Genomic DNA, 26,006 nt, shown 5'->3' with positions numbered 1-26,006 from the left:
TGCGGCGCTGGCGGCGCCTAAGCTTGCCGCCGTTTTCCTCCTCCCCGCAGGTCTGCCATGAACACCAGCGTCACCGGAAACAAGATCGCCATCGTCACCGGCGGAAGCCGTGGCCTCGGTCGCAACACCGTGCTGCACCTCGCGCGCCGCGGCGTGGACAGCGTCTTTACCTACCGCGCCAACCAGGCGGAGGCCGCCGAGGTAACCCGGCTCGCCGCCGAAGCCGGACGCAAAGCCATCGCCTTGCAGCTCGACACCGGCGATACCGCGCAGTTCGACGGCTTCGTCGGCGAGGTGCGCGAGGCGCTGGCCGCGCTGGGTGCGGAGCGCTTCGACTATCTGGTCAACAACGCCGGCACCTCGCACCACGCGCCGATCGCCGAGACCACGGAAGAAGACATGGACAGCCTGTACCGCGTGCACTTCAAGGGCGTGTTCTTCCTCACCCAGAAACTGCTGCCGCTGATCAACGACGGCGGCCGTATCGTCAACATCTCCAGCGGCCTGACCCGCTTTTCGTTCCCCGGCAGCGCGCCGTATGCCTCGATGAAGGGCGCGGTCGAAGTGCTGACGCGCTATCTGGCCAAGGAGCTGGGCCCGCGCGGCATTGCCGTCAACACGGTGGCGCCCGGCGCGGTGGAAACCGATTTCAGCGGCGGCATGGTGCGCGACAATCCCGAGATCAACCGTCGCGTGGCGGAATCTACCGCGCTTGGACGCCCCGGCCTGCCGGACGATATCGGCCCGATGATCGCCTCGCTGCTGATGGAGGACAATCGCTGGGTCAATGCGCAGCGCATCGAGGTATCCGGCGGCATGCTGATCTGAGGCAGCCTCCCGGTTGGCATCGGCGAGGCGCCTGCCCGCCGATTGCCAGGATTTCGCCCGATGGCGGTGCAGCGAGGCTTTTACTATCCCGCACCCCCATCGGATCGGAGCCACCACCTTGCCGTCTTTCTTCGCCAGCTTCTGCACCGCCGGCCTGCTGCTGGCCGCAGGTTCCGTCCACGCCGCCACCCAACCGGACTTCGACAGCGAACTGCGCCGCATCGCCGATACTTTCATGCGCGACAACCACATCCCCGGCATGGCCATCGCCATCACCGTGGACGGCAAGGAGCGCTACTACAACTTCGGCGTGGCATCGAAGCAGAGCAAGCGGAAGGTGAGCAGCGACACGCTGTTCGAGCTGGGTTCGATCAGCAAGACCTTTATCGCGACGCTGGCCACTTATGCGCAGGCCGAAGGCAAGCTGTCGCTCGATAATCAAGTCGAGGATTACCTGCCGGAATTCAAAGGCAAGCCGTTCGGCAAGGTTGCGCTGTTCGACCTGGGTACGCACACTGCCGGAGGTTTTCCGCTGCAGGTGCCTGACGAAGTGGGCAATCATCGGCAACTTATCGATTGGCTGAAAGCGTGGCAACCGCGCTACCCGGAAGGCAGCAAGCGCAGCTATTCCAATCCGAGCATCGGCATGCTCGGCCTGATCACCGCCGACCGGATGGGCCAGCACTATGCCGACGCGGTCGAGCACACGCTGCTGCCCAAGCTGGGCCTGGCCGATACCTTTATCCGCATACCGGCTGCCAAAAAGGCCGATTACGCGCAGGGCTACAACGGCGACGACAGCCCCGTGCACGTCAACCCCGGCGTGCTTGGCGACGAAGCATACGGCGTGATCTCCAGCGCGAAAGACCTGCTGCATTACGTCCACGTGCAGCTTGGCGAAACGCCGGTCGATGCGCTCACCCGCCGCGCCATCGCAGACACCCGCATCGCCTACTACCGGAGCGGCCCCATGATCCAGGACCTGGCCTGGGAGCAGTACCCCTATCCCGTCACCCACGACGACCTGCTGCGCGGCAATAGCAGCCGGATGATCCGCGAAGACCAGCCCGTGACCGCGATCAAGCCCCCGCATCCGCCCACTGACGCCGTGCTGGTGAACAAGACCGGCGCCACCAACGGCTTCGGCGCCTATATCGCCTTCGTGCCGGCGAAGAAACTGGGGCTGGTGATCCTCACCAATCGCAGCCATCCGACTGAGGCGAGGGTGGAGTTTGCGTATGAGGTGTTGAAGATGATGGATCCGGATGGGCTGGGCGGAGCCACGCACTGAGCGAAGCACAACGGTGACCCGGGCCTTGCCTTACGCCACAGTTACAGAACTGACACAACCCACTGCTAGCCTCCCAAAACGTGTAGCCGATGTATAAAGCCTCACCCGGCGCGAGGTCGGGCCGACCGGCGATCCGGAGACGGTCTATGAAGTACGCCTGGTGGGTGCTGTTGGCAGCGTGTGGGTTTTGTGGGGGGGCGGGCCATGCCGTGGAGCAGCAGGTGGCGGACGTGGGGCCGGCCGACGATGCGCGCGGGCGCTGGTCTTTCGACATCGGTCCGCAGCCTTTGAGTAGCGCGGTGAGGGCATTCAGCGACGTGACGGGACAGGCCTTGCTGGTTGACGAGCGCCTGCTGGTGGGGCGTGTGTCCCCCGGCGTGCGCGGGGAATTCACGCCGGAGGACGCGTTGCGTCGGCTGCTGGCGGGCACGGGGCTGCGCGAGCGCTACACCTCGGACAAGGCCTTTACCCTGATGCCCGCGGTGGACACCGACATAGGCATCGCCAACATGGCGCCGTCCGCTGCACCCGCGGAAACCGCCGACACCGTCGTCGTCAGCTACGGCGCCGCCTTGCAGGCCGCGGTGGAAGCCGCGCTCTGCCGCACGCCACTCACGCGCCCGGGCGAATATCGCCTCGCCCTGCAGGTCTGGGTCGACGGCTCCGGCCAGTTGCACCGCCTGCGCCTGCTCGGCAGCACGGGGCGCGAAGAGCGCGACAAGGCAGTGGAGTCGATCCTTGGCGGTTTGCATGTCGATCCGCCGCCGCCTGGCCTGGCCCAGCCGCTCACATTGTTGCTGCTGCCCGCCGGCGCCTCGCGTCCGGCGCACTGCTGAGTTGGCGATGTCGACCTCGCTGTCGCTGATGGGCCTGTTCCTGGAATGGCAACCGGAGCTGCGCAAGCGGTTGCGCCGGCGGCTGGGCTCGGACGAGCTGGTCAACGACGTATTGCAGGAAACCTATCTGCGCGTGGAGCGCCTGGGCGACAGCTCGCCGGTCTCGCACAACCCGGCCGGCTATCTGTTCCGCATGGCGCTCAACGTGGCGGCCGACCAGCGCCAGGCCGAATCGCGCTACCTCACCGGCGAAGAGGTCGAAGACCTGCTGCACATCGCCGACGAGGCGCTGGACCCGGCGCGCATCGCCCATGCCCGCATCGAGATCGCCGCGCTGGAGCATGCCATGGGCGAGCTCACCCTGCGCCAGCGCGAGATACTGATCGCCGCCCGTGTGGACGACCTGCCGCAGCAGGAAATCGCCGACCGTTTCCGCATTTCGGTGCGCATGGTGGGCAAGGAACTGAAGAAGGCCCTGGAGCATTGCGGCGAGCGCCTGGATCGCCGCGTGGTGCAACGGTTCGGTCCCGGGGCCGGAAAGGCGTCTTGAAGGGTATGGAACCGAATTCCGCCAGCCTGAGCCACGATTCGCCGCTGCACCGCGAGGCGCGCGACTGGCTGCTGCTGCTCAAATCCGGCCGCGCCACGGCCGCCGATGCCCAGGGTTTTCGCCACTGGGTGGCGCAGAGCGTGGCGCATGCGCGTGCGTTCGCCGAGACGCGGTTGATGTGGGAGCGGCTGGGTGCCGCGGCGGCCCATGTGGCTCAGCGCGAGCGGGCGCCTGCGGTGGCGCCGCGGCGCATGACGCGGCGCGCCTTTCTGGGCGGGGCGGTGGCGGCTTCCGCTGCGGCGTTGCTGCTGGCGCAGCCGCCGTTCCGGCTGTGGCCCGGTATCTCCGATATGGCGGCGGATTTCCGCACTGCGACCGGTGAGCAGCGTTCGGTGCAGGTTGCGCCTGGGGTCACGGTGGAGATGAATACGCAGACTGCATTCAATCTGCGCAAGGTGGATGACCAGTTGGCCGGCATCGAATTGCTGGATGGAGAGATTCAGCTGCAGCTGGCTGAGGGCGCCGGGAATTTTACGGTGTGGGCGGCGAAGGGTGGCCTGCTGGCCAAGCCGGGGTCGCAGTGCAATGTGCGTTGCCTTGGGGGCGACGTGGAGGTCACCGCGCTGGATGGCTCGGTGCGCGTTGACTACCGTGGGCAGAGTGAGGCGCTCGGCGCCGCGCAGCGGGCCAGTTACGGTGAGCGTGAACTGACGCCGCCGGCGTCGGCGGATCTTGAGCAGGCGATGGCTTGGCGGCGGCGGGTGTTGGTGTTTGATAACCGGCCGTTGTCGTATGTGGTGGCGGAGATTAATCGCTATCGGCCGGGGAGGTTGGTGTTGACCAACGATGTGTTGGGGGCGCGGATGGTGCATGCGCGGTTTTCGCTTAATCAGCTGGCGGATGTTGCGACGTTGATTCGGGAGGCCTTCGGCGCTCGAGTGACGGAGTTGCCGGGGGGCATCGTTCTCCTGAGTTGATGGGCGCTTGCGCGCTCTTAGGCTCGTCATCCCGGCGTAGGCCGGGATCCAGTAACGGTATCGTTTGATTTTCGCGGTGACGCGAACTGGCCGCTTATGCAGCGGGCATTTCGGACGCCTGCCGGCGCCCGAGTTACTTTCTCTTTGCTGGCTCAATCCCCTCAAGGGGGACCTCGAGAGAAAGTAACCAAAGAGAAATAGCCTTAGAGCAACGGCTCGCGACGCGACTAGAACGAGCAGTGGACGGCTGCGGCAACGGATTAACCAGAGTCGACACGAAACGACTGTGCGTTTACGTGACGCGTGCTTCAACGTGCCGTTGCCGAGAGGATGTTCAAGAACTGCGGCCAGCTTCTGCTCTTCGCCCCTGCCTACCTCACGACATTACCCCTCTCCCCTCCGGGGAGAGGCCAGGGTGAGGGGCCGGGCGGAGCGTCGCGTGGGGTCTTGCCTCATGTGCAAAAGCTCCCGCTTGCTCTTCTTTGCCGCGTGAATTCCACGTCCAGCATGTCCATCCATATGACATTCCCATGTCATTGCTGGCCGCAAACAAGCCGAAACATCGTCCGTCATGAATTTTTCGTGACGCAGGTTCAGTTCCCTCGGAAGGGTTCCGTCTAAGGGCAAAGGAAGGCGGTACGGGCTGGGATGCCCACCGGAATTTCTTCGCCCGGTGCGCTTGTGGGTGTGCCGGAAATCTCGATCGGGCTATGGGCGCGGCTGGTGTGGCGCGCCCCGGGGGATGGTGTGCGTTTCATTGTCAAAGCGGTTCGGCCGTATGGACGGCCCGCATGCATGGGTAGCCTTGGATCGGACATGTGGCTGTCGCGAGGCGGTTATGCGTCGGCGCTTAGCTACGGGGACATCAGGAAAGGGACGACCGCATGGACCGGAGCGTCGCGATGAAGGGCCGCCGGCCGCTGGCTCTCGCCGTCATGCTGGCGCTGGCCTGGAGCACGGTTCAGGCGCAGCAGGCCGCCGCCCCGGCGCAGGAGACGCCGCAGCGCTTCGACGTCAACGAATACCTGGTGCGCGGCAATACGCTGCTGCAGGCGGTGGAGATCGAGCAGGCGGTGGAGCCGTTCCTGGGGCCGGGACGCAGCCTGGACGACGTGCACGGCGCGCGCGACGCGCTGCAGAAGATCTACCAGGCCAGGGGCTACCAGTCGGTCACGGTGGAAGTGCCGCCGCAGCAGGTACGCGGCGGCGTGCTGCTGCTGAAGGTCACCGAGAACAGCATCGGCCGCGTCCGCGTGGAAGGCTCGCGCTACCACTCGCCGCAGGCTATCCGCGAAGCGGTGCCGGCGCTGGCCGAAGGCGCGGTGCCGAACTTCAGCCAGGCACAGGAACAGCTCGCGCAGGTGAACCGCCAGCCGGGCCGGCAGGTGGTGCCGCTGCTGAAGCCGGGCAGCCTGCCGCAGACCATGGACGTCACGCTGAAGGTGGAAGACAGCTATCCGCTGCACGCCAGCCTTGAGGTCAACAACGACCACAGCGCCGACACGCCCGCGCTGCGCACCGTCGGCAACGTGCGCTACGACAATCTGTGGCAGCTGGGCCATACCGTTTCCGCCACCTACATCGTGGCGCCGCAGGATCGCCACGCCGTCGAGGTGTATGCGCTGTCCTACCTGGCGCCGCTCGACAGCCAATGGAGCCTGCTCGGCTCCGGCTACAAGTCCAACAGCAATGCCAACACGCTCGGCGGCACCACGGTGCTGGGCAAGGGCAATGCGGTGAGCCTGCAGGCGATCCGCAACCTGCCGACCCTGGGCGACTACGGCCAGTCGTTCTCGCTCAGCGTGGCGCGCAAGCATTTCGACCAGCGCCTGACCGTGGGCGAGCAGCAGCAGGCGGTGCCGATCACCTACTACCCGCTGACGGTGGCCTATACCGGCCAGCGCACGCGCGACAGCTCCTCGCTGGGCCTGTCCATCGCCGGCAACTTCGGCGTGCGCGGCGCCGGCAGCGGGCGTCTCGAATTCGACAACCAGCGCTACAACGCGCGGCAGAACTTTGCCTACCTGCGCGTGGATGCCAACTACACGCGCGCATTTGCCAACGGCTATGCGTTCGCCTTCCACGCCAGCGGGCAGCTGGCCGATTCGCCGCTGGTGTCCAGCGAGCAGTTCGCCGCCGGCGGCGCCAACAGCGTGCGCGGTTTCCTGTCGGCGGAAGACACCGGCGACAACGGCGGCTCGGCCACGGTGGAACTGCGCAGCCCGTCGGTGGCTTCGTGGTTCGGCAAGTACGTCAACGAGTGGCGCTTCCACTGGTTCGTCGACGGCTCGCGCATCCTGCTGATCGATCCGCTGCCGGAGCAGCGCGGCCGCTTCACCTTGCTCAGCACGGGCCTGGGTACGCGCTTCACCTTGTTCGACACCGTCAGCGGCGAACTGGAATACGCCTGGCCGCTCAAGGACGGCTCGCGCACGCGCACCCACGACGGGCGCTGGCTGTTCAGCCTCAAGGCCGGGCTTTGAGGAGCGCGGCGATGACACGGCTTTCTTTTTCTTCTAGGGGTGCAACGACGATGCGTTACCTGATCCTTGCGTGGCTGCTGTGCCTGGCCTGCCTGCCGCGCCTCTCGCTGGCGGCCGAGTCGGCCTGGTGGAACGACGACTGGTCCTACCGCAAATCCATCACGCTGGACACCAGTCCCACCGGCGCGCCGCTGCCGCAGTCGCCGGGCCGCATGCCGGTGCTGATCCGCCTGCATCCGGGCAACTTCCAGTTCGACGGCGTGGCGAAGGACGGCGCGGACCTGCGTTTCATCGCCGCCGACGGCAAGACGCCGCTGAACTACCAGATCGACAGCTTCGATCCGGTGATGGGCGTGGGCCAGGTCTGGGTGGACGTGAGCGAACTGCCGGCCAATGCCAAGCAGACCATCTGGATGTACTACGGCAACCCCAAGGCCACCGCGCAGAGCAGCGGCCCGGCCGCGTTCGACGCCGACCACACCCTGGTCTACCACTTCGAGGAAGCCGCCGCGGGCGCGCCCAAGGACGCCACCGCCTACGGCAACCATGCGCAGTCCGGCAGCGTGCAGCCGGTGGACGGCGGCATCGTCGGCAAGGCCGCGCGTTTCGACGGCAACCAGGTGGTGACATTGCCATCCAGCGCTTCGCTCAACGCGGCGGCCGGCGGCGCCTTCACCTTCAGCGCGTGGATCAAGCTGGACGCTCTGCCCACCACGCCCACCGCCATCTACGCGCGGCACCAGGACGGCCGCGCGGTGGTGATCGGCCTCGACGGCGGCGCGCCCTATGTGGAAGCGAACGCCGGCCAGGGCGCGCAGCGCAGCGCCGCGGGCGAGCCGCTCAAGGCCGGGCAGTGGACGCAGCTCGCCGTTACTTTCGACGCGCAGCAGGCCACGCTCTACGTCAATGGCCAGAAGTATTCGACGCTGGCTGCCGCGATGCCGGCGCTGGGTTCCGCCGCCACGCTGGGCGGCGACGCGGCCGGGCAGGGCGCGGCGCTGGCGAATTTCCTTGGCCTGATGGACGAAGTGCGCCTGTCGCGCGTAGCGCGCTCGGCGGCCGCGATCGGCGTCGACGCACTGTCGCAGGGCGCCGAATCGAAGCTGGTGCAGTACGGCGAGGACGAAAAGAAATCCGGCGCCGGCTTCGGCTACTTCGGCGTCATCATCAAGTCGGTCACGCTCGACGCCTGGGTGGTGATCGCCATCCTGCTGGTGATGGCGGCGATCTCCTGGATGGTGATGTGGCAGAAGGGCCGCTACGTCAGCAGCGTCACCAACGCCAACGACCGCTTCCTGGAGCGCTACCGCGACCTCGGCACCAACCTGCTCGGCATGGGCGACGAAGGCACGCCGCGCGACCTGGCCGACTCCTCGCTGTACCGCCTCTACGAAGTGGGCAAGAAGGAAGTGTGGCGCCGCAAGGACGCCAAGGGCCGCCTGGTGATCGCCACCGAATCGATCGAGGCGATCCGCGCGGTGATGGATTCCACCCTGGTGCGCGAGAACCAGAAGCTGTCGCGCTCGATGGTCATGCTCACCATCGCCATCTCCGGCGGCCCGTTCCTGGGCCTGCTCGGCACGGTGGTCGGCGTGATGATCACCTTCGCGGCGATCGCCGCCGCGGGCGACGTCAACGTCAACGCCATCGCGCCGGGCATTTCCGCCGCGCTGCTGGCCACGGTGGCCGGCCTGTTCGTCGCGATCCCGGCGCTGTTTGGCTACAACTACCTGCTGACGCGCAACAAGGCGGTCACCGCGAACATGCAGGTGTTCGTCGACGAGTTCGTCACCCGCCTGGCCGAACTGCACCGCGACGCCGACCTCGGCGCGGCGGCTTAAGGGAGGGCGCGGCCATGCAGGTACAGGACGACGACAAGCCCTACGACGACATCAACATCACGCCGATGCTGGATCTCGCCTACGTGCTGCTGGTGATCTTCATCATCATGACCACCGCCTCGGTGCAGGGCGTGAAAGTCAACCTGCCCAAGGCCAGCGCCTCGGTCAGCCTGGCCAAGCCGCAGACCAAGGCGATCACCGTGTCCGACAGCGGGCAGATCTTCCTCGATGCGTTCCCGGTGACCCTCGGCGAACTCGAAGCGCGGCTGCGCACGCAGAAGGCGCTGACGCCGGAATTCCCGATCATCGTCAAGGGCGACGCCAACGTGCAGTACCAGAAGGTGGTCGACATCCTCGACCTGCTGCGCCGGCTGGATCTCTCGCAGGTCGGCCTGGTCACCGGCAAGGCGCCGGGCGGTTGACGATGAACAAGTCCGGACCGAGTCCGAAACGCTGGCGCGGACGCATCATCGGCATCGCCGCCGTGCTGCTGGCCGGCGCCCTGGTATGGCACTACGCCGGGCACCAGGTCGGCGTGCGGCGCGAGGCGCCGCGCGTGCCCACCATCACGCCATTGCCGCCGCCTCCGCCGCCGCCGAAGGAAAAACCGCCGGAACCGAAGAAGCTGGAGGAGACCAGGCAGGAACTCCCGAAGCCGAACGAACCGGCCAAGCCGGTGGAAGCGCCGAAGGCGCCCGACGTGGCGCGGCAGGTGACCATCAACGGCGCGGCGCAGGCCGGCAACGACGGCTTCAACCTCGGCGCGGGCGACGGCGGCGGCATGGTCGGTGCCGGCGGCGGCAACGGCGTCGGCGGCTCCTCGTACGAGCAATACCTCGGCTATGCCTTGCAGCAGGCGATCCAGCGCGACGAGCGCACGCGGCGCCTGGTGTTCGAAGTGAAGGTCAGCCTGTGGATCGACCCCAGCGGCCGCATCACCCGCGCAGAAATGCTCGCGCCCAGCGGCGCGCCCGCCACCGACGAAGCGCTGCTCGAGGTGCTGCGCGGCCTGAGCATCGACAGCCCGCCGCCGCCGCGCCTGAGCATGCCGGTGCGCGCGTCCATCCGCGGCAGGCGACCTGTATGAGCACGCCATTCTTTTCTCTGGAGCAGATCATGGATGTTTCGAGGTTTTCCAAGCAACGCGCACTGTGCCTGGCGATCGGCCTGCTGCTGGCCGGCGCCGCGCCGGCCGCGCTGGCGCAGAACGCCGCGCCGTCGCCCAACGCCACCATCAACCTGATCCGCCTGATGGTGAAGAAGGGCCTGATCACCCAGGCCGATGCCGACGGCCTGATCGCCGAGGCGAATGCCGAAGCTGCGCAGGCGCAGAAGGCGCAGGCCCCGTCCGCGCTGGCCGCGAACGACGGCGCGCAGCCCGGCGACGTGCGCGTGCCCTATGTGCCGCAGAGCGTGCGCAACGAGATCCGCGAGCAGGTCAAGCAGGAAGTGATCGCGCAGGCGCGCAGCGAGCATTGGGCGCAGCCGGATGCACTGCCGGAGTGGCTGGACCGCATCGCCTGGTCCGGCGACATCCGCGTGCGCGACGAGGGCCGCTACTTCAGCCGCAGCAACTCGCCGTATTTCATCGACTACGCCGCGCTCAACCGCGGCGGTCCGTTCGACGTCAACCAGATCGGCCGCGGCGTCAATCCGCCGATCGCCAACACCCAGCAGAACCGCCCGAACATCCTGTCGATCCAGGCGCACCTGGGCGTGGACGTGAAGCTGGGCGACACCATCACCGCCGGCATCCGCATCGGCTCGGGCAACGACAACAGTCCGGTATCGACCACCCAGGCGCTGGGCGGCGGCCTGGCCAAGAAGAACCTGTGGCTGGACCGCGCCTGGCTGCGCTGGCAGCCGCTGGAATGGGGCGCGCTTACCGCGGGCCGCTTCGCCAACCCGTTCTTCGCCACCGACCTGATCTATTCGCCGGAGCTCAACTTCGACGGCATCGTCGGGCAGGGCCGCTGGAAGCTGGCCAGCGATATCGAGGGCTTCGCCAACGCCGGTGTGTTCCCGATCCAGTACGCCGGCAACGACACGCCCAGCCAGGCCTTCGGCTACCAGAAGAACCGCAGCGACCAGAAGTGGCTGTCCGCGGTACAGCTGGGCGCGCACTGGAAGATCGACGAGGACATGCAGTGGAGCGCCGCGCTGGCGTACTACTACTACGACAAGATGCGCGGCAGCCTGTCGCAGCCGTGCCCGATCTATACCGGCATCAATTTCTGCAGCACCGACGACGACGCGCCGCAGTACATGCAGAAGGGCAACTCGGTATTCCTGCTGCGCAACATCGTGCCGGACCCGTCCTCGCCGGGTAACTACGCGCAGCCGCAGCTGGTCGGCCTGGCCTACGACTACCACCTGCTCAACCTCACCAGCCAGTTCGATTTCGCGGTGGGCAGCACGCCGGTGCGCGTGCAGGCCGACTACGTGCGCAACCTGGCCTACCACGCCAAGGACGTGTTCCAGCGCTATCCCAACGGCCTGGGCCAGCCGGTGAACAACTACGAGGCCAGCACCGCGGCCAACGAATCCGGCCCGTACAAGAGCGGCCCGGTGGGCTGGCTGCTGCGCGGCATCCTGGGCAATCCCAGCCCGATGAAGGCGCACGACTGGAATGTGGCGTTCGGCTACAAGTACCTGCAGCCGGATGCGGTGCTCGACGGCCTCACCGATCCCAACTTCCACCTAGGCGGCACCAATGCCAAGGGCTTTATCGTCAGCGCCGACTACGGCATCGCCGAGCGCACCTGGCTGACCGCGCGCTATTTCAACGCCAGGCAGGTATTCGGTCCGCCGCTGTCGATCGACGTGGTGCAGCTCGAGATCAACAGCAAGTTCTGATGGAGGCGACGATGAAGACCGTGATACGCACGGGCGTCGCCATGGCGGCGCTGATGCTGGCCCAGGGCGCGTTCGCGCAAAGTCTGGAAGAACAGCTGCGCACCCAGCTGCGCGACGCACGCAGCCAGCTGCAGGACCTGCTGGGGCAACAAGCCGCATGGCAGGCGCAGAAGGCGGGTATCGAGGGTGAGCGCGACCAGGCGCGCAAGTCATTGGAACAGGCGCAGGCCGAGCTGGTGAAGCTGCGCGCTTCCGCCGGCGACGGCAAGGCGGTGGCCGCCGAACGCGGCGCCAGGCAGCAGGCGGAGACGGCCTTGCAGCAGGCGCGCAAGGACAACGCCGACGCGGTGGCGAAGCTGAAGGAGCAGCAGGGCCGCGACGGCGCGTTCCAGGCGCAGCTGGACGAAGCGAAGCAATCGCTGGTCACCTGCGGCGCGCGCAACCAGAAGTTGTACGAGGTGGGGCAGGAGATCCTCGATGCCTATGTGCATATGGACATGGGCTCGGTGTTCGGCGCGCGCCAGCCGTTCGCCGCGTCGGCACGGGTGAAGCTGGAGAACGCCGCGCAGGCTTATGGCGACCGCCTGTACGAGCAGCGCTACGTCGCGCCCGTGGGGCGGCAGCCGTGAAGCGCCGGGCAGCCCGCGTGCTGGTCGCGTGGGGCTGCCTGATCGCGGGCCATGCGTGGGCGCAGCAGCAGGAAAGCTGCGTCGACGTCAGCGTCAATCAGCATGCGGTGCTGGCGTACGACTGTCTCGGCCGGCAGTTGAGTGGCGACGGCAGCAAGAAGGCGGCGCCGCCACCGCCATTGCTGGATGCGGTGAGCGGCGAGCCGTCGAATCGGCAGGTGGGGCAGTACAACGCGGCGGCGCTGGAACATCGCATGGGTTCCAGTCTTGGACACAGCGTGGTTCCGCAGCGGCCTGCGCCGACGTATCCGCAACGGATGCCGCCGGGAGCGACCGGTGGCCACTGACGATACCGGCGTAGGTCGGGGTGAGCCGCAGGCGAACCCCAACATCGTCACCTTCGGATGTCTCGCATCGTTGGGGTTCGCCTCCGGCTCACCCCAACCTACGCCGTGGGGACGCGACGATGCGTAGCAATTCGGCCGTCCATATGAAGTTTCCATGACACCAGTTCAGTCCTTCAGCTCCGTGAAGGTCTAACCGGAAGAAGCCGCGGCCGCGCGCCGCGCAGCAAAGCTAACGAGGCAAACGCGTGATCAAGGCGGTCGATTCGGCGAAGGCAAGCGTCATCACTCCACGCAGCGTCCCCGGACGCCGCCCGCTGGCGCAATGGATCGCCGCGGCGCTGGCGATGGGCGCGGCGATGCAGGCGCATGCGGGTAATCCGCCGGTGCTGAGCCAGGCCTGGCTGGCGGCGCAGCGTGGTGGACAGGCCGGCGCGCCCAACGGCAATGCGCCGGCGCCGACGCCGAACAATCTGTCCGTGCAGAACGCGCCGCAGCTGCTGCAGCAGCGCGTGGTGCAGCAGTCCATCGCCAACCTCAATCAAGCCGCGCAGGCGGTGGCCGCGCAGCTCAGCGCGCAACAGGCGGCGCAGCAGGCGGCGCAGCAGCTGGTGTCGCCGGTGCCCGACGGCATCGCCGCGGGCGGCCTGCAGATGGCGGCCGACGCGGTGCGCAATCCCGCGCTTTGGCAGAACGCCAACGCGCCGGTGCAGAGCGCGGCCGGCGGCAGGACCACGGTGGAAGTGAAGCAGACCTCGTCCAAGGCCATCCTTACCTGGGACAGCTTCAACGTCGGCCGCAACACCACGCTGTACTTCAACCAGAGCGGCGGCAACCAGTCCAACGGCAGCAACGACTGGATCGCGCTCAACCGCATTCAGGACCCCAGCGGCGCGCCGAGCAGGATCTTCGGCCAGATCAAGGCCGAGGGTTCGGTCTATCTGCTCAACCGCAACGGCATCCTGTTCGGCGCCGGCAGCCAGGTGAATACGCATTCGCTGCTGGCCAGTTCGCTCAGCCTGTTCAGCAGCGACATCGCGGCCAGCAATGCGCGCTTCCTCAACGGCGGCATCGCCGACCAGGCTTCGACCACCGCCTTGCTGGTCAACGGTGTGTTCACCGATGGCCGCAGCCACGACGTGGTGATCGAGAAGGGCGCCAGCATCACCACCGGCAAGCAGGGCTTTGCCCTGATCGCCGCGCCGCACGTGTCCAACGCCGGCGCGATCGTCGCCGACGATGGCCAGGCTTTCCTGGCCGGCGGCACCGCGTTCTACAACCCGGCCGGCGCCGACGGCGTCAATGCCGCGCTCGGCATCGCCGGCATCAACGACGGCTCCGGCCCCAACGCGCCGATGGGCAGCGTGATCAACACCGGCCTGGTGCAGGCGCGCCGCGGCAGCGTGCACATGCTCGGCCACGACGTGACCCAGGCCGGTGTCGCGCTGGCTTCGACCAGCGTGGCCTTTCCGGGCAGCATCGAGCTGAATGCGCGCGACCAGGCCAGCGGTGCGGGCGGCCTGCTCGATTTCGTGCGCGGCGGCGTGCTGCTGCTGGCGCCGGGTTCGGTCACCACGGTGCTGCCGGAGAAGGACGGCAGCACCACCTCGTCCAGCGCCGCGGCGAACGCCGCCTTCAAGGGCAGCACGCTGAGCCTGGACGGCGCCACCGTGAACCTGCAATCCGGCTCGCTGCTGGAAGCGCCGGGCGCCGCCGTGGCGATCGCCGCGCACACCTATGCGCAGGACACCTCGCCGACGGCGGGCCGCGTCTACGTGGACAACGGCGCGGTGATCGACGTCTCCGGCCTGGCCAACGTGGTGCTGCCGATGTCGGCGCTGCTGGTCAACGTGGCGCGCGTGGGCCAGAACGAACTGGCCAATTCGCCGCTGCTGCGCAACGGTTTCCTGTACACGCAGAAGAACGTGCTGGTCGACAGCACGCAGAGCGGCACGCGCGCGGACGGCCTGGACTGGGTGGGCAGCCCCATCCTCAACGTGGCCGGCTATGTGGAGAACGTGCCGCGCACGGTCGACCAGCTGATGACCAGGGGCGGCGCGGTGTCGCTGCACGGCGGCGAAGTGATCGTCCGCTCCGGTTCGCAGCTCAATCTCGACGGCGGCTTTCTCTCCTACCAGGCCGGCTGGATCGAAACACCGAACCTGCTCGGCGCCAACGGCCGCGTGTACGACATCGCCGCGGCCGATCCCGACATGACGTATGTCGGCTATGCCGGCCAGTACACGCAGGACCACGTGCGCTGGGGCATCAGCCAGACCTACAACAACGGCATGCTGGCCGGCTCGCGCCGCTGGGATCCCGGCTTTATCGCCGGCGGCGACGCCGGCACGCTCGACGTGCAGGCCGGCCATGCGCTGGTGCTGGACGGCGACGTCTCGGCGCAGTCCTTCGCCGGCCGCAACCAGGTCGGGCAGGGCAAGCAGCCGGCCGGCGGCACGTTCCGTTTCAGCGTGCCGCCGATCGGCCTGGACACGCGCTACAGCTACGCGCCGGGCATCCTGCTGCAGCAGTCCACGCTGGCGCTGGACCAGCTTGCGCCGGGCTTCGATGCGGATACGGTATGGGACACGGTTACGGCCGCGCAGCCGGCCGGCACCGCGCATGACAGCGACCTGCGCTGGTGGCTGCCGATCTCCACCGGCATGCTGAGCGGCGCGGGCTTCACCAGCATCGCCTTGTCCACCGGCGACAGCGGTTCGCAGATCCTGCAGCAGGCCGGCGCCACGCTGGCGCTGCGTCCGGGCGGCAGCGTGGCGTACACCGCCAGCCGCGTGACGGTGCTCGGCAACATCAGCGCGCCGTCCGGTTCGATCAGCCTTACCTCGAACGGTCCCGGGCTGGATACGCCGGCCATGCAGGCGGCCGATGGCAGCACGCTGCGTCCGGACATCACCATCGGCAGCGGTGCGACGCTGAGCACGCGCGGCTTGTGGGTGAACGACAGCGGCCTGGCCGCCGATGCGCGCGTGGGCAACCGCTATATCGACGGCGGCAGGATCGCGTTGACCGCGAATGCCTCGATCGGCCCGAACAACTCCGACGCCACCGGCTCGGTGCTGCTCGACACGGGCAGCACGCTCGATGTTTCCGGCGGCGGCTATGTCGGCGCCGATGCGCGCGTGCAGCTGAAGAACGGCGTGCCGGCCGGCCAGGGCGGCGATATCAGCCTGGTCACCTACGGCAATGTCAAGGCGGAATTCCAGCAGGCCAGGGCGCTGGACCAGGGGGCGCTGCGCCTGGACGGCACCTTGCTGGGCTATGGCTTCAGCGGCGGCGGCACGCTGACCCTGCAGGCGAACTACGTGCAGGTCGGCGGCGATCGCGCGGCGATGCCGATGGCCAATGGCCTGTACCTGGACGCCGGCTTCTTCGCCGGCCAGGGTTTCGACCGCTACGCGCTTACCGCGCTCACCGACGGCGTCGTCGCGCCGGGCACCCAGGTGCGCGTGACGCGCGGCAACCTGCTGGCGGACTACCAGGCGCTGCTTACCGCGCCCACCGGCAGCGACCTGTATGCACGGGATGCCGCGCATCCGGCCGGCATCTATGCCACGGTCGGCGTGCTCGATGCGTATCACCGCTATGCCACGCGCGACAGCAGCGCCGGCCCGGGCTTCTCGCTGAGCGGCGGCCAGTACCTCGACTGGTCGGTCAATCCCAACGATCCATCGAAGGGCGCGCCGCAGTACGCCGGCGTGAGCGGTTCGGTGTCGGTGGGCGAGGGCGCGCAGATCGCGGTGGGTGCGGGCGGCAGCATCGCGCTGGCCGGCACGCAGGCCACCACCGTGCTGGGCGTGCTGAGCGCACCGGGCGGCAGCATCAGCGTTTCCACGAATGCGCTGTCGCGCAATGCGGGCCTGCCGAAGGTGACGCCGCGCGTGTGGCTGGGCACGTCGGCCGTGCTGGATGCTTCCGGTGTGGCCTTGATCGATCCCTGGGCCGCCGCGGTGGCCGGTGCGGACGGCACGCCGCAGCTGCCGCGCACCGGCACGGTGCTGGATGGCGGCGCGGTGACGCTGCAGGGCAACGGCGGCTACGTCGTGGCCGAGCAGGGCAGCCGCATCGACGTCGCCGGCGCGGCGGACAACTTCCAGTTGCCGGCGAGCGATCCCGGCGGCCTGGGTAATGCCACGCGCTACCTCGGCACGCCGGTATGGAGCGACGCCGGCAGCATCCGGCTGGCCGCCGCGGCGGGCTTGTACTTCGACGGACAGCTGCAGGCCACGGGCGGCGCGGCGCAGGCCGAAGGCGGCACGCTGAGCCTGGTCGGCCTGGGCCACAAGCAGGGCCAGAACGGTGCGCCGCAGGCGAGCGGCGTGTTGATCCAGCAGTCCGGCATGTTGCTGCCGCAGGGCGCGCAGAGCGGCGGCGCGGTCGAAGCGGCGGCGCCTTCGGGCCTGCTGCATTTCGCCGCCGACCGGCTTGCCGGCTCTGGCATCGGCACGCTGGTGATCGGCCCCGATGCGTCGCAGGGCAGCACCACTGACTTCGCCACCGCCGTGCCGCTCGGTTTCGCGGGCGATGTGCATCTCTCGCTGGGCCGCGCCTTCATCGTCAACGCCCCCGCGATCCAGGCGCTGCCGGCAGGCGCGACCGGCCTGGCCGGCAACGCGACGGCTTATGCCAGCGGCAACGGCCACGTCAGCATCGCCGCGCCGTACGTCAACCTCACCGGCGGCGTGGTGCCGGGCGCGGCGCCGGTAGCGATGGCCGGCGATGGCACGCTGTCGGTGCAGGCGAACTTCATCGATATCGGCGGCTGGCTGAATCTGCAGCGCTGGAGCGCGGCGGATTTTGCGTCCGCCTCGGACATCCGCTTCCAGGCGCCGGCCTTGCTCGCCTATGCCAATGGCAAGGCGCAGCCGGGCCTGCTGTACAGCACCGGCAACCTGAGCTTCAAGGCGGCGCAGCTGTATCCGGCCACCGACTACCGCTTCGCCATCGTGGCGAACGGTGCAGGTTTGAAGGACGCGAGCGGCACTGCGATCGACACCACGCTCAGCATCCTGCCCGACGGCAGCAGCGCCACGCCGCTGTCCGCCGGCGGCACGCTGCTGCTCAGCGCCAACCATATCGAGCAGCAGGGCACGCTGCGCGCGCCGTCGGGCAGCCTGATCCTCGGCGTGACCGATGCGGCGGCGCAGGCCGGCGCGCTCGGTGCGGACCCGAAGCTGTTCCCGCTGGCCGTGACCCAGTCGGTGCACCTGGCGCCGGGCAGCCTCACCTCGGTCTCGCTCGGCGGCGCCACCGTGCCTTACGGGCGCACCATCGACGGCGTGCAGTGGCGCTACGACGCCGATCCCACCAACGACACGCCGGATCTCACCGCGCCGCCGTCCAAGCAGATCGCGCTCAACGGCGCCGGCCTCGCGCTGGATGCGGGCGCCGGCATCGATCTTTCCGGCGGCGGCCATCTGCAGGCCGCCGAATGGGTGAGCGGCACCGGCGGCACGCGCGACGTGCTGGCGCAGTACGGCACCAGCTACAGCGGCACGGCGTCCGCGCAGGTGCCGCAGTACGCGGACGGCCGCGCGATCTACGCGATCCTGCCCGGCTACCAGGCGCCGGTGTCGGCTTACGACGCCGCGTTCGCCAAGCAGGGCGGCACCGGTCCCTCGGTGGGCCAGACGGTTTACCTCTCGGGTGCGCCCGGCCTGCCGGCGGGCTACTACACGCTGCTGCCGGCGCGCTACGCGACCTTGCCGGGCGCCTACCGCGTGGTGCAGGACACCGGCGCGGCGGACAGCGTGCTCGGCGCGAACGCCGTGCGGCCGGACGGCACGCTGGCGATCAGCGGCTACTTCGCCGACGCGCTGAGCGGCGCGCGCGATGCACGCAACACCAGCTTCCTGGTGCAGTCGGGCCAGGTCTGGCAGCAGTACTCGCAATACACGCTGAGCGATGCCGACACCTTCTTCGGCAATCTCGCCAGCAAGGCTGCGCAGGTGGCGCCGGCGCTGGCCGCGGATGCCGGCCGGCTGAGCCTGGCCGCCACCCGCACGCTCGATCTCGGCGCCACGCTTACCGCCGCGCCGGCCAAGGGCGGCCGCGGCTCGCAGGTGGATATCGCGGCGCAGGCGATCCAGATCGCCGGTGCCGACAGCACGGCGCGCGACGGCTATCTCACACTCTCGGCCGATGGCCTGAGCACGCTGGGCGCCGGCAGCCTGCTGCTGGGCGGCACGCGCCAGCGCGGCACCGACGGCGACCGCGTCACCGTGGTGGCGGACAGCGTGCTGCTGGCCAACGACGCGGCGCATCCGCTGCAGGGCGCGGAAATCCTGCTCACCGCCAATGGCGGTGCGAACAGCGGCGCGCAGGGCGTGCTGCTGGCTTCCGGCAGCGTGCTGCGCGCCAGCGGGCAGGGCACCGGCGTGGCCAGCCTGCCGCTGGTGTTCGGCGCCGTCGCGGGCACCGGCGCCAACGGCCAGGCGATCGCCGCGGTCAGCGGCGACGGCGCGCTGCTGCGCGTCTCGCAGAACGGCGCGGCAGGCATCGTGCGCAACAACGTCTCGGCGAACCCGGGCGGGGCGCTGAGCATCGCCGCGGATGCGCGCATCGACGGCGGCGCGGCGCTGACCCTGGATGCCACCGGCAACACCCATGTGGATGCCAGCGCGGAACTCTCGGCGCAGGCGATCGACGCCAACAGCAACCGCATCAGCTTCCTCGGCGACGGCGCCGGCGCGCCGGGCGGCACCAGCGGCTTCGTGATCGGCAGCGACACGCTCAACCTGCTGCGCGGCGCGCAGAGCGTCACCCTGCGCAGCCGCGGCGACATGGATTTCCTCGGCAAGGTGCGCATCGACCTGGCGCACGACCTGAACCTCAGCGCGGGCGCCTTCGCCAGCGACGGCGGCACGGTGGACATCCAGGCCGGCGGCAAGCTCGGCCTGTCCAACGACCTGGGCGCGGCCAACGGCACGTTCGCGGCCGGCAGCGGCCAGTTCACGGCGCATGCGGGCGAAGTGGATTTCGGCGCCGGCAACACCGGCCTGCGCGGCTTCGGCGGCTTCTCCGCCACGGCGGCGCAGGGCATGCAGGGCCTGGGCACCGGCCGCTTCGACTTCGGCAGCCTGGACGTCAACCTCGGCACGCCGTGGCTGCTTGCCGGCGACGGCGCCAATACGCAGCTGATCACCACCGGCGCGCTGCGCATCGTCGGTACGCCGGGCGCGATCGGCGGCGAACACCTCGGCGGCGCGCTCAATCTCACCGGCGGCAGCGTGTCGATCGGCACCACGGTGGCGGCGCCTGCCGGCCAGCTCGGCGTGCATGCCACCAGCGGCGACCTGACCATGAACAGCGGCGCGCTGCTCACGGTCGGCGGTATCAACAAGACCTTCTTCGACACCACCACGTATGCGGCCGGCGGCACGCTCACGCTGCTGGCCGACCACGGCGGCATCGGCCTGGCGCAGGGCGCCACGCTGGACTTCTCCGGCGCCGCGGGCGGCGGCGATGCGGGCAGCCTCGATGCCGAAGCCGGCGCGGCTCTGTCGCTGGCCGGTACCTTGCGTGGCCAGGCCAAGGACGGTTACCGCGGCGGCTATCTCACCCTGGGCAGCGGCACCGCGATCGATCTGGATGCCGCCGCGCAGATGGCGGCGGCCGCGGGCGCCACCGGCCTGTTCCAGCTGACCACCGGCGCGGGCGACCTGCATCTGTCGGCCGGCAATACGCTGCGCGCGCAGAAGGTGTTCCTCACCGCGGCCGGCGGCACCATGGCGATCGACGGACGCGTCGATGCGTCGGCGCCTTCGGGCAGCCGCATCGAGCTGTACGGCGAGCGCGGCGTGGATGTCGAAGGCAGCCTGATCGCCACCAGCAGCATTGCCGCGCAGCGCGGCGGCGACGTGGTGATCGGCACCGGCGGCAACACGGACGGCACGCTCAACAGCCAGTACGGCTACCAGAACGTGCAGTACGCCGATTCCGGCTTCATCCATCTCGGCGCGCAGGCGCTGATCGACGTGTCCGGCGGCTCGGCCGATGCGTTCTCCGGCGGTTCGCTGAGCCTACGCGCGCCGCTGCTCGCCAACGGCGACGTGCGCATCGCGCTGGACGGCGGCGGCGCCAACGTCAAGGGCGCGCGCGTGGTGACGCTGGAGCCTTATGCGCGCTGGAGCACCAAGGACGCCTCGACCGATCCGTCCAAGCATTTCGACGGCTTGATCGATCCGGCCGGCTGGTATGCCACCAACACCGGCGGCACGCCGTCGCTGGTCGCCGGCACCTGGACCGACGCCAGCGGCAAGATCCTGCCGCCGCCGGCCGACGATGCGCAGCTCAAGCAATACCTGCAGAACAATTATTTCGTCCCGAAGCAGGCCAATGGCGACCATGCCGGTTTCTACGGCTACGTCGGCGGCGACGCCAGCAAGGGCGCCGGCACGCTGATGCGCTACGTGCAGCAGCCGGGCTATGCCTTCGGCGCACGCTACGCCGGCATCGCCAACCTGCAGCTGCGCCCGGGCATCGAGCTGGTCAATCCGGCCGACGGCACGCGCGGCGGCGACATCGCGGTGCTGACGAACTGGAACCTCGGCGCCGGCACCACGCAGAGCGACGGCAGCATCGCGCTGGCCTACCGCTACAACGGCATGGCGCCGATGCTGACGGTGCGCGCCGCGGGCGATCTCGATCTGGCCGCGAGCATCACCGACGGCTTCTACCAGCAGAACAATGGCGCGGCCCTGGCCAATCCGCCGGCACCGCCGCCGCCGGTGGACGACCACGGCTACGGCACCGCGCTGGCCGCGTACACCGTCTCGCAGCAGTACCTGGACGCGAACGGGCTGTGGAACGGCACGGTCAAGCTGCGCGACGGCGCGGCCGCGCAGGGCTATACGCCGGGGGGCGGCACCGTCAGCATCGCCAGCGATCCGTACTACCAGGCGCTGCAGGCGCCCATGACCAGCCAGACCGCCGCGTACTACACCAACTACGAGGCGTATATCGGCGAAGTCGGCAACGGCAGCACCACCAATGCCTGGGCCTATACCTACAACCGCATCGGCGGGCCCACGGCCAAGGGCTTCCTGGTCTACAGCCCCAGCACGCTGACGCCGCTCAATGTCGGCGACTACGCCGCGTACCAGGACTACGCCACCGCCTACCAGGCCTGGCTGAAAGCCAACTTCGCCACCAACCCGGTGGCCAAGCGCATCGTCACGCCGCCGCCGCTGCTGCAGCCGGTAAACAGCGACTACGCCAGCTACAGCTCGAACTACGCGATCTACATCACCGGCCACAATGCGTACTTCAAGTACGTGTCCGGCAGCGTGGGCAATGTCACCGCGGGCAGCCAGCTGTTCTACGCGCCGTTCGCGCCGAAGTCCGACCCGAGCGATCCGCTGTACGGCAAGGCGCTGGCCGATTACCAGAAGTCGCAGCAGTTCCTCGATGCCAACGGGCTGTGGAACGGTTCGATCAAGCTGCGCGACGGCGCCGCCGCGCAGGGCTATACGCCCGGCGGCGGCACCGTCAGCATCGCCAGCGATCCGTACTACCAGGCGCTGCAGGCGCCGCTGGCCGGACAGTCGAGCGACTACTACAGCAACTACGAGGCATACATCGGCGAAGTCGGCGACGGCACCACCGCCAATGCCTGGGCCTACACCTTCAACCGCATCGGCGGACCGACGGCCAAGGGCTTCCTGGTCTACAAGCCGAGCACGCTGACGCCGGTGAACCCCGCGGACTATCCGGTCTACCAGGACTACGTCGGCGCCTACCAGACCTGGCTGAAGGCCAACTTCGCCACCAACCCGGTGGCCAAGCGCATCGTCACGCCGTCGCCGCTGCTGCTGCCGCTGGACAGCGACTACGGCAAGTACAGCACCGACTACGCGCTGTACGTCAACGGCCACAACGCGTACTTCAAGTACGTGTCCGGCAGCGTCGGCAACGTCACCGCCGGCAGCCAGCTGTTCTACGCGCCGTTCGCGCCGAAGTCCGATCCGTTCAAGCCCGGCGGCGGCACCACCGTGCCGGTGCCGGCCGGCGCCGCGAACAACAGCCCGTCGAACATGCCTTCGCTCGGCAGCCCCGCCTCGCTCGCTTCGGCGACGCTGCTGGGCGGTTCCAGCACCTCGTACCGGCTGGTGGCCGGCGCGCAGGTCGACGCCGTCGATCCGCTGGCCACGCTGGCCGGCGCGGGCGACGTCAACCTCGACGGCCACTTCGCCGTGGTCGACACGCTTACGCCCACCACGCCGACCGGCCAGCAGAGCAAGACCAATGGCAAGGCCGTGCTGCTGCCCACCACGGTGCGCACCGGCAGCGGCTCGATCGAGATCGCCAGCGGCGGCGACATCGGCTGGCTGGATGCGGCGGCGCCCGCGGCGATCTACACCGCCGGCACGCCGGCGCAAGGCACCGGCACGTCCACCGGCGTGAGCGTGATCCGGCCGAACTGGAACTCGCCGCTGGCCACCACGCCGTACATGCTCAGCACCGGCCAGGTGAATCCGGAACATGCCGGCGACCTGAGCCTGGATGCGCGCGGCGACATCGACGGCATCCAGCGCGTGGTCGACACCAGCGGCGCGGCCACCACGGTGGCCGGCACCGACATCTCGCAATACTGGTGGCCGTGGATGCAGACCGCCAACGCGGCGGACGGCTCGGCCTCGTCGATCAACTTCGCCAACTTCGGCCAGGGCGTGATGAGCGCCGGCGGCAACGTGGCGGTGAACGCGGGCGGCGATATCCGCCAGCTCTCCGTCTCGCTGCCCACCAGCTGGAAGGCGAATACGGGCGGCCAGGGCGTGACCACCTACGGCGGCGGCAACCTCGACGTGCATGCCGGCGGCGACATCCTCAGCGGCACGTATTTCGTGGCCAAGGGCCAGGGCAGCATCGCCGCGGGCGGCGCGATCGGCGCCGACTTCAGCTTCACCGCGCCGGCTTCCGACAGCCAGTACGGCGGCCTGAGCACGCCGGTGTCCACGCTGTTCGCGCTGCAGGATGCGCAGCTGGACGTGCGCGCGCGCGCCGGCGTGGATATCGGCGGCGTCTACAACCCCTCGTACGTGCTGGCCGATGCCAACCCGCTGGCGCTGGCCGTGCTGCCGGCGGGCCGCGGCGATGCGCAGAGCTACAGCACTGGTTCCTCCTTCAACGCCGGCTCGGTCGCCGGCAACGTGGTATTCGACAGCCTGCGGCTGCCGGGTGCGCTGTTCGACTATGGCTATGCCGACACCGTGCGCAATCCCGGCGCGATCCTGCCGGCCAGCCTCAGCCTGAGCGCGCTCGATGGCAGCCTGGACATCCGCGGCGCCGGTGCGCTGTATCCGTCGGCGCTGGGCAACCTGAGCCTGCTGGCCGACCAGAACATCGCGCTGAGCCAGCAGGTCTACACCATGCAGCTGGGCACCGGCGACAACACCTACGGCTTCGGCCTGATCGAAGCTTCGGCGGGGCTGCTGCCGTCGGCGCTGCATCCGCAGGGCGAGGGCGATCCGTCGAACTTCGGCGCGCTGTGGAGCATGGGCTACCTGGACAGCCTCAACAGCGTCTACAGCAGCGTGCTGCATCCGCAGGTGGCGCTGCACGGCGGCGACTACCAGCCGGTGCGCGTGTATGCGCTGCATGGCGATATCGCCAACGGCGTGACCGCGGCTTCCGGCTTCCCGTACCGCTCGCTGCAGCTGACGCCGTCCAAGCCCGCGCTGATCCGCGCCGGCCGCGACATCGTCAACCTGTCGCTGCTGGGCCAGCACGTGCACGATGCCGACGTCACCCTGGTCTCGGCCGGCCGCGACATCTACGACATGGCGGTGAGCAAGACCTTCCGTCCCGACGTCAAGAACGACCCCGGCGCGTACCAGCTTGCGCCGGCCCTGCTGCTGGGCGGGCCGGGCAGCTTCCTCATCGAGGCCGGCCGCAATATCGGGCCGCTCACCAATCAGGGCGAAGTGGCCAACAACATCACCATCCGCAGCAGCGGCGAGACCGGCATCGAGGCGATCGGCAACCGCTTCAATCCTTACCTGCCGCATGCCAGCGCGGACGTCAGCGTGCTGTTCGGCATCGCGCCGGGCGTGGCCACCGCCGACTTCATGGCCAGGTACGTGGATGCCGCGGCGCCGGGCCTGGACAGCCTGATGCCGGAGCTGGTGGATTTCATGCAGCGCCGCGTGGCCGGGCGCGTGGTCGATACCGGCTATGCGCAGGACCAGCTCAGCGTGACGCTGACGCCGGCCGATGCGCGCCGCCTGTTCGCGCAGGAGCCGGACTACGTGCAGCGGCAGTTCGTGTCCGAGGCGCTGTTCGGCATCCTGGCCAAGGTGGGCGCCGACTACAACGACAAGCGCAGCGCGTACTTCAACCAGTACGCGCGCGGCTATGCGGCGATCGACACGCTGTTCCCGGCCGGCTTCGGCTACACCGCCAACGGTTCCGGCCAGGGCGGCTTGAACGGCGCGCAGCACACCGTCGATACCGGCGATCTGGATCTGCGCAGCACCACCATCCAGACCCAGCAGGGCGGCGACGTCACCATGCTGGGGCCGGGCGGCCAGGCGCTGCTCGGCAGCGCCTCGGCGCCGCCGGTGATCACCGACAGCGCGGGCAAGGTGGTGGCCGGTCCCAACACCATGGGCGTGCTGACCCTGGAGCAGGGCAACATCAACCTGTTCACCGACCGCAGCGTGCTGCTGGCGCAGAGCCGCGTGTTCACCGAGCAGGGCGGCGACCTGGTGCTGTGGAGTTCCAACGGCGACATCAACGCCGGCCAGGGCGCCAAGACCACCACCGAGATTCCGCCGCCCACCTATCTGTGCACCATCGACGCCTGGTGCCGGCTGGATGCGCGCGGCCAGGTCAGCGGCGCGGGCATCGCCACGCTGCAGACCGTGCCGGGCGCGCCCAGCGGCAGCGTGTACCTGGTGGCGCCGCGCGGCACGGTGGATGCGGGCGACGCCGGCATCCGCGTGTCGGGCAACCTGATCGTGGCGGCGGCGCGCGTGGTCAACGCCGACAACATCCAGGTGCAGGGCGAGAAGGTCGGCGTGCCGGTGGCGCAGGCGGTCAACGTCGGCGCGCTGAACGCGGCCAGCGCCGCGGACAGCGCGGTGAGCAAGGCCGCCGAGGACATGGCCAGGCAGCAGCAGGACGATGCGCGCAGCAAGCAGCCTTCGGTGATCTCGGTACAGGTGCTCGGCTACGGCGACGGCAGCGCGAGCCTGGACAACGGCCGCGGCGCGCCGCGGCCGTACGACCCGAGCAGCCCGGTGCAGGTGCTGGGCGGCGGCATGCTGGGCACGCGCGCCAGGCAGCAGCTCACCGCGGACGAGCGCAAGCGGCTGGCGGAGTAAATCGACAGCGCCATCGATAATGGGGCGT

At 69.0% G+C, this 26,006-nt stretch carries 13 protein-coding genes; all 13 read left to right on the top strand.

What is annotated here, in order from left to right; all coding sequences use genetic code 11:
* Positions 1-57: 57 nt before the first annotated feature.
* The 13 genes from FHW84_RS18430 (at position 58) to FHW84_RS18370 (ending at position 25,978) form a co-directional block, all read left to right on the top strand.
* The gene (locus tag FHW84_RS18430; RefSeq protein WP_167257451.1) at positions 58-828 is read left to right on the top strand and encodes an SDR family oxidoreductase; all 771 of its coding nucleotides are present in this window, start codon (positions 58-60) and stop codon (positions 826-828) included.
* A gap of 118 nt (positions 829-946) precedes the next feature.
* Positions 947-2,119, top strand: a complete 1,173-nt coding sequence (gene ampC / locus FHW84_RS18425) for a class C beta-lactamase (RefSeq protein ID WP_167257450.1) — start codon at positions 947-949, stop codon at positions 2,117-2,119.
* A 146-nt stretch (positions 2,120-2,265) separates the two neighbouring features.
* Complete coding sequence (locus FHW84_RS18420) at positions 2,266-2,955, top strand: STN domain-containing protein (RefSeq protein ID WP_167257449.1); 690 nt, start codon at positions 2,266-2,268, stop codon at positions 2,953-2,955.
* Between the two features lie 7 nt (positions 2,956-2,962).
* Positions 2,963-3,505, top strand: a complete 543-nt coding sequence (locus FHW84_RS18415; RefSeq protein WP_167257448.1) for a sigma-70 family RNA polymerase sigma factor — start codon at positions 2,963-2,965, stop codon at positions 3,503-3,505.
* Positions 3,506-3,510: 5 nt separating this feature from the next.
* The gene (locus tag FHW84_RS18410; protein WP_167257447.1) at positions 3,511-4,482 is read left to right on the top strand and encodes a DUF4880 domain-containing protein; all 972 of its coding nucleotides are present in this window, start codon (positions 3,511-3,513) and stop codon (positions 4,480-4,482) included.
* Between the two features lie 884 nt (positions 4,483-5,366).
* Positions 5,367-6,965 carry a ShlB/FhaC/HecB family hemolysin secretion/activation protein gene (locus FHW84_RS18405; RefSeq protein WP_208399862.1) on the top strand — a complete coding sequence of 533 codons (1,599 nt, stop codon included), beginning with the start codon at positions 5,367-5,369 and terminating at the stop codon, positions 6,963-6,965.
* Positions 6,966-7,015: 50 nt separating this feature from the next.
* Positions 7,016-8,806, top strand: coding sequence for a DUF2341 domain-containing protein (locus tag FHW84_RS18400; protein WP_167257446.1), 1,791 nt, complete (start codon positions 7,016-7,018; stop codon positions 8,804-8,806).
* 14 nt (positions 8,807-8,820) lie between these two features.
* Complete coding sequence (locus tag FHW84_RS18395; protein WP_167257445.1) at positions 8,821-9,228, top strand: biopolymer transporter ExbD; 408 nt, start codon at positions 8,821-8,823, stop codon at positions 9,226-9,228.
* Between the two features lie 2 nt (positions 9,229-9,230).
* Positions 9,231-9,893 carry an energy transducer TonB gene (locus tag FHW84_RS18390; RefSeq protein WP_167257444.1) on the top strand — a complete coding sequence of 221 codons (663 nt, stop codon included), beginning with the start codon at positions 9,231-9,233 and terminating at the stop codon, positions 9,891-9,893.
* Positions 9,890-11,662 (top strand): putative porin, encoded by a 1,773-nt coding sequence (locus FHW84_RS18385; RefSeq protein WP_167257443.1) that lies wholly within the window; start codon positions 9,890-9,892, stop codon positions 11,660-11,662. Before FHW84_RS18390 ends, FHW84_RS18385 begins: the two co-directional genes overlap by 4 nt.
* A gap of 11 nt (positions 11,663-11,673) precedes the next feature.
* Positions 11,674-12,291, top strand: a complete 618-nt coding sequence (locus tag FHW84_RS18380; RefSeq protein ID WP_167257442.1) for a hypothetical protein — start codon at positions 11,674-11,676, stop codon at positions 12,289-12,291.
* Positions 12,288-12,638 (top strand): hypothetical protein, encoded by a 351-nt coding sequence (locus tag FHW84_RS18375; protein ID WP_167257441.1) that lies wholly within the window; start codon positions 12,288-12,290, stop codon positions 12,636-12,638. Before FHW84_RS18380 ends, FHW84_RS18375 begins: the two co-directional genes overlap by 4 nt.
* A 245-nt stretch (positions 12,639-12,883) precedes the next feature.
* Positions 12,884-25,978: a filamentous haemagglutinin family protein gene (locus tag FHW84_RS18370; protein ID WP_167257440.1), complete on the top strand. Its 13,095-nt coding sequence runs from the start codon at positions 12,884-12,886 to the stop codon at positions 25,976-25,978.
* Positions 25,979-26,006: the final 28 nt, after the last annotated feature.

The organism is Dyella sp. SG562 (genome assembly GCF_011759495.1).
GTDB lineage: Bacteria > Pseudomonadota > Gammaproteobacteria > Xanthomonadales > Rhodanobacteraceae > Dyella_D > Dyella_D marensis.
Note: the sequence above shows the minus strand (reverse complement) of the source record. Positions and strands in the feature narration are given on the sequence as shown.

What these genes read in the sequence shown, in the direction of transcription:
- FHW84_RS18430 (WP_167257451.1), top strand. Translation starts at nt 58, where the DNA reads ATGAACACCAGCGTCACCGGAAACAAGATCGCCATCGTCACCGGCGGA.
- FHW84_RS18395 (WP_167257445.1), top strand. Translation starts at nt 8,821, where the DNA reads ATGCAGGTACAGGACGACGACAAGCCCTACGACGACATCAACATCACG.
- FHW84_RS18410 (WP_167257447.1), top strand. Translation starts at nt 3,511, where the DNA reads ATGGAACCGAATTCCGCCAGCCTGAGCCACGATTCGCCGCTGCACCGC.
- FHW84_RS18400 (WP_167257446.1), top strand. Translation starts at nt 7,016, where the DNA reads ATGCGTTACCTGATCCTTGCGTGGCTGCTGTGCCTGGCCTGCCTGCCG.
- FHW84_RS18390 (WP_167257444.1), top strand. Translation starts at nt 9,231, where the DNA reads ATGAACAAGTCCGGACCGAGTCCGAAACGCTGGCGCGGACGCATCATC.
- FHW84_RS18420 (WP_167257449.1), top strand. Translation starts at nt 2,266, where the DNA reads ATGAAGTACGCCTGGTGGGTGCTGTTGGCAGCGTGTGGGTTTTGTGGG.
- FHW84_RS18385 (WP_167257443.1), top strand. Translation starts at nt 9,890, where the DNA reads ATGAGCACGCCATTCTTTTCTCTGGAGCAGATCATGGATGTTTCGAGG.
- FHW84_RS18380 (WP_167257442.1), top strand. Translation starts at nt 11,674, where the DNA reads ATGAAGACCGTGATACGCACGGGCGTCGCCATGGCGGCGCTGATGCTG.
- FHW84_RS18405 (WP_208399862.1), top strand. Translation starts at nt 5,367, where the DNA reads ATGGACCGGAGCGTCGCGATGAAGGGCCGCCGGCCGCTGGCTCTCGCC.
- FHW84_RS18415 (WP_167257448.1), top strand. Translation starts at nt 2,963, where the DNA reads ATGTCGACCTCGCTGTCGCTGATGGGCCTGTTCCTGGAATGGCAACCG.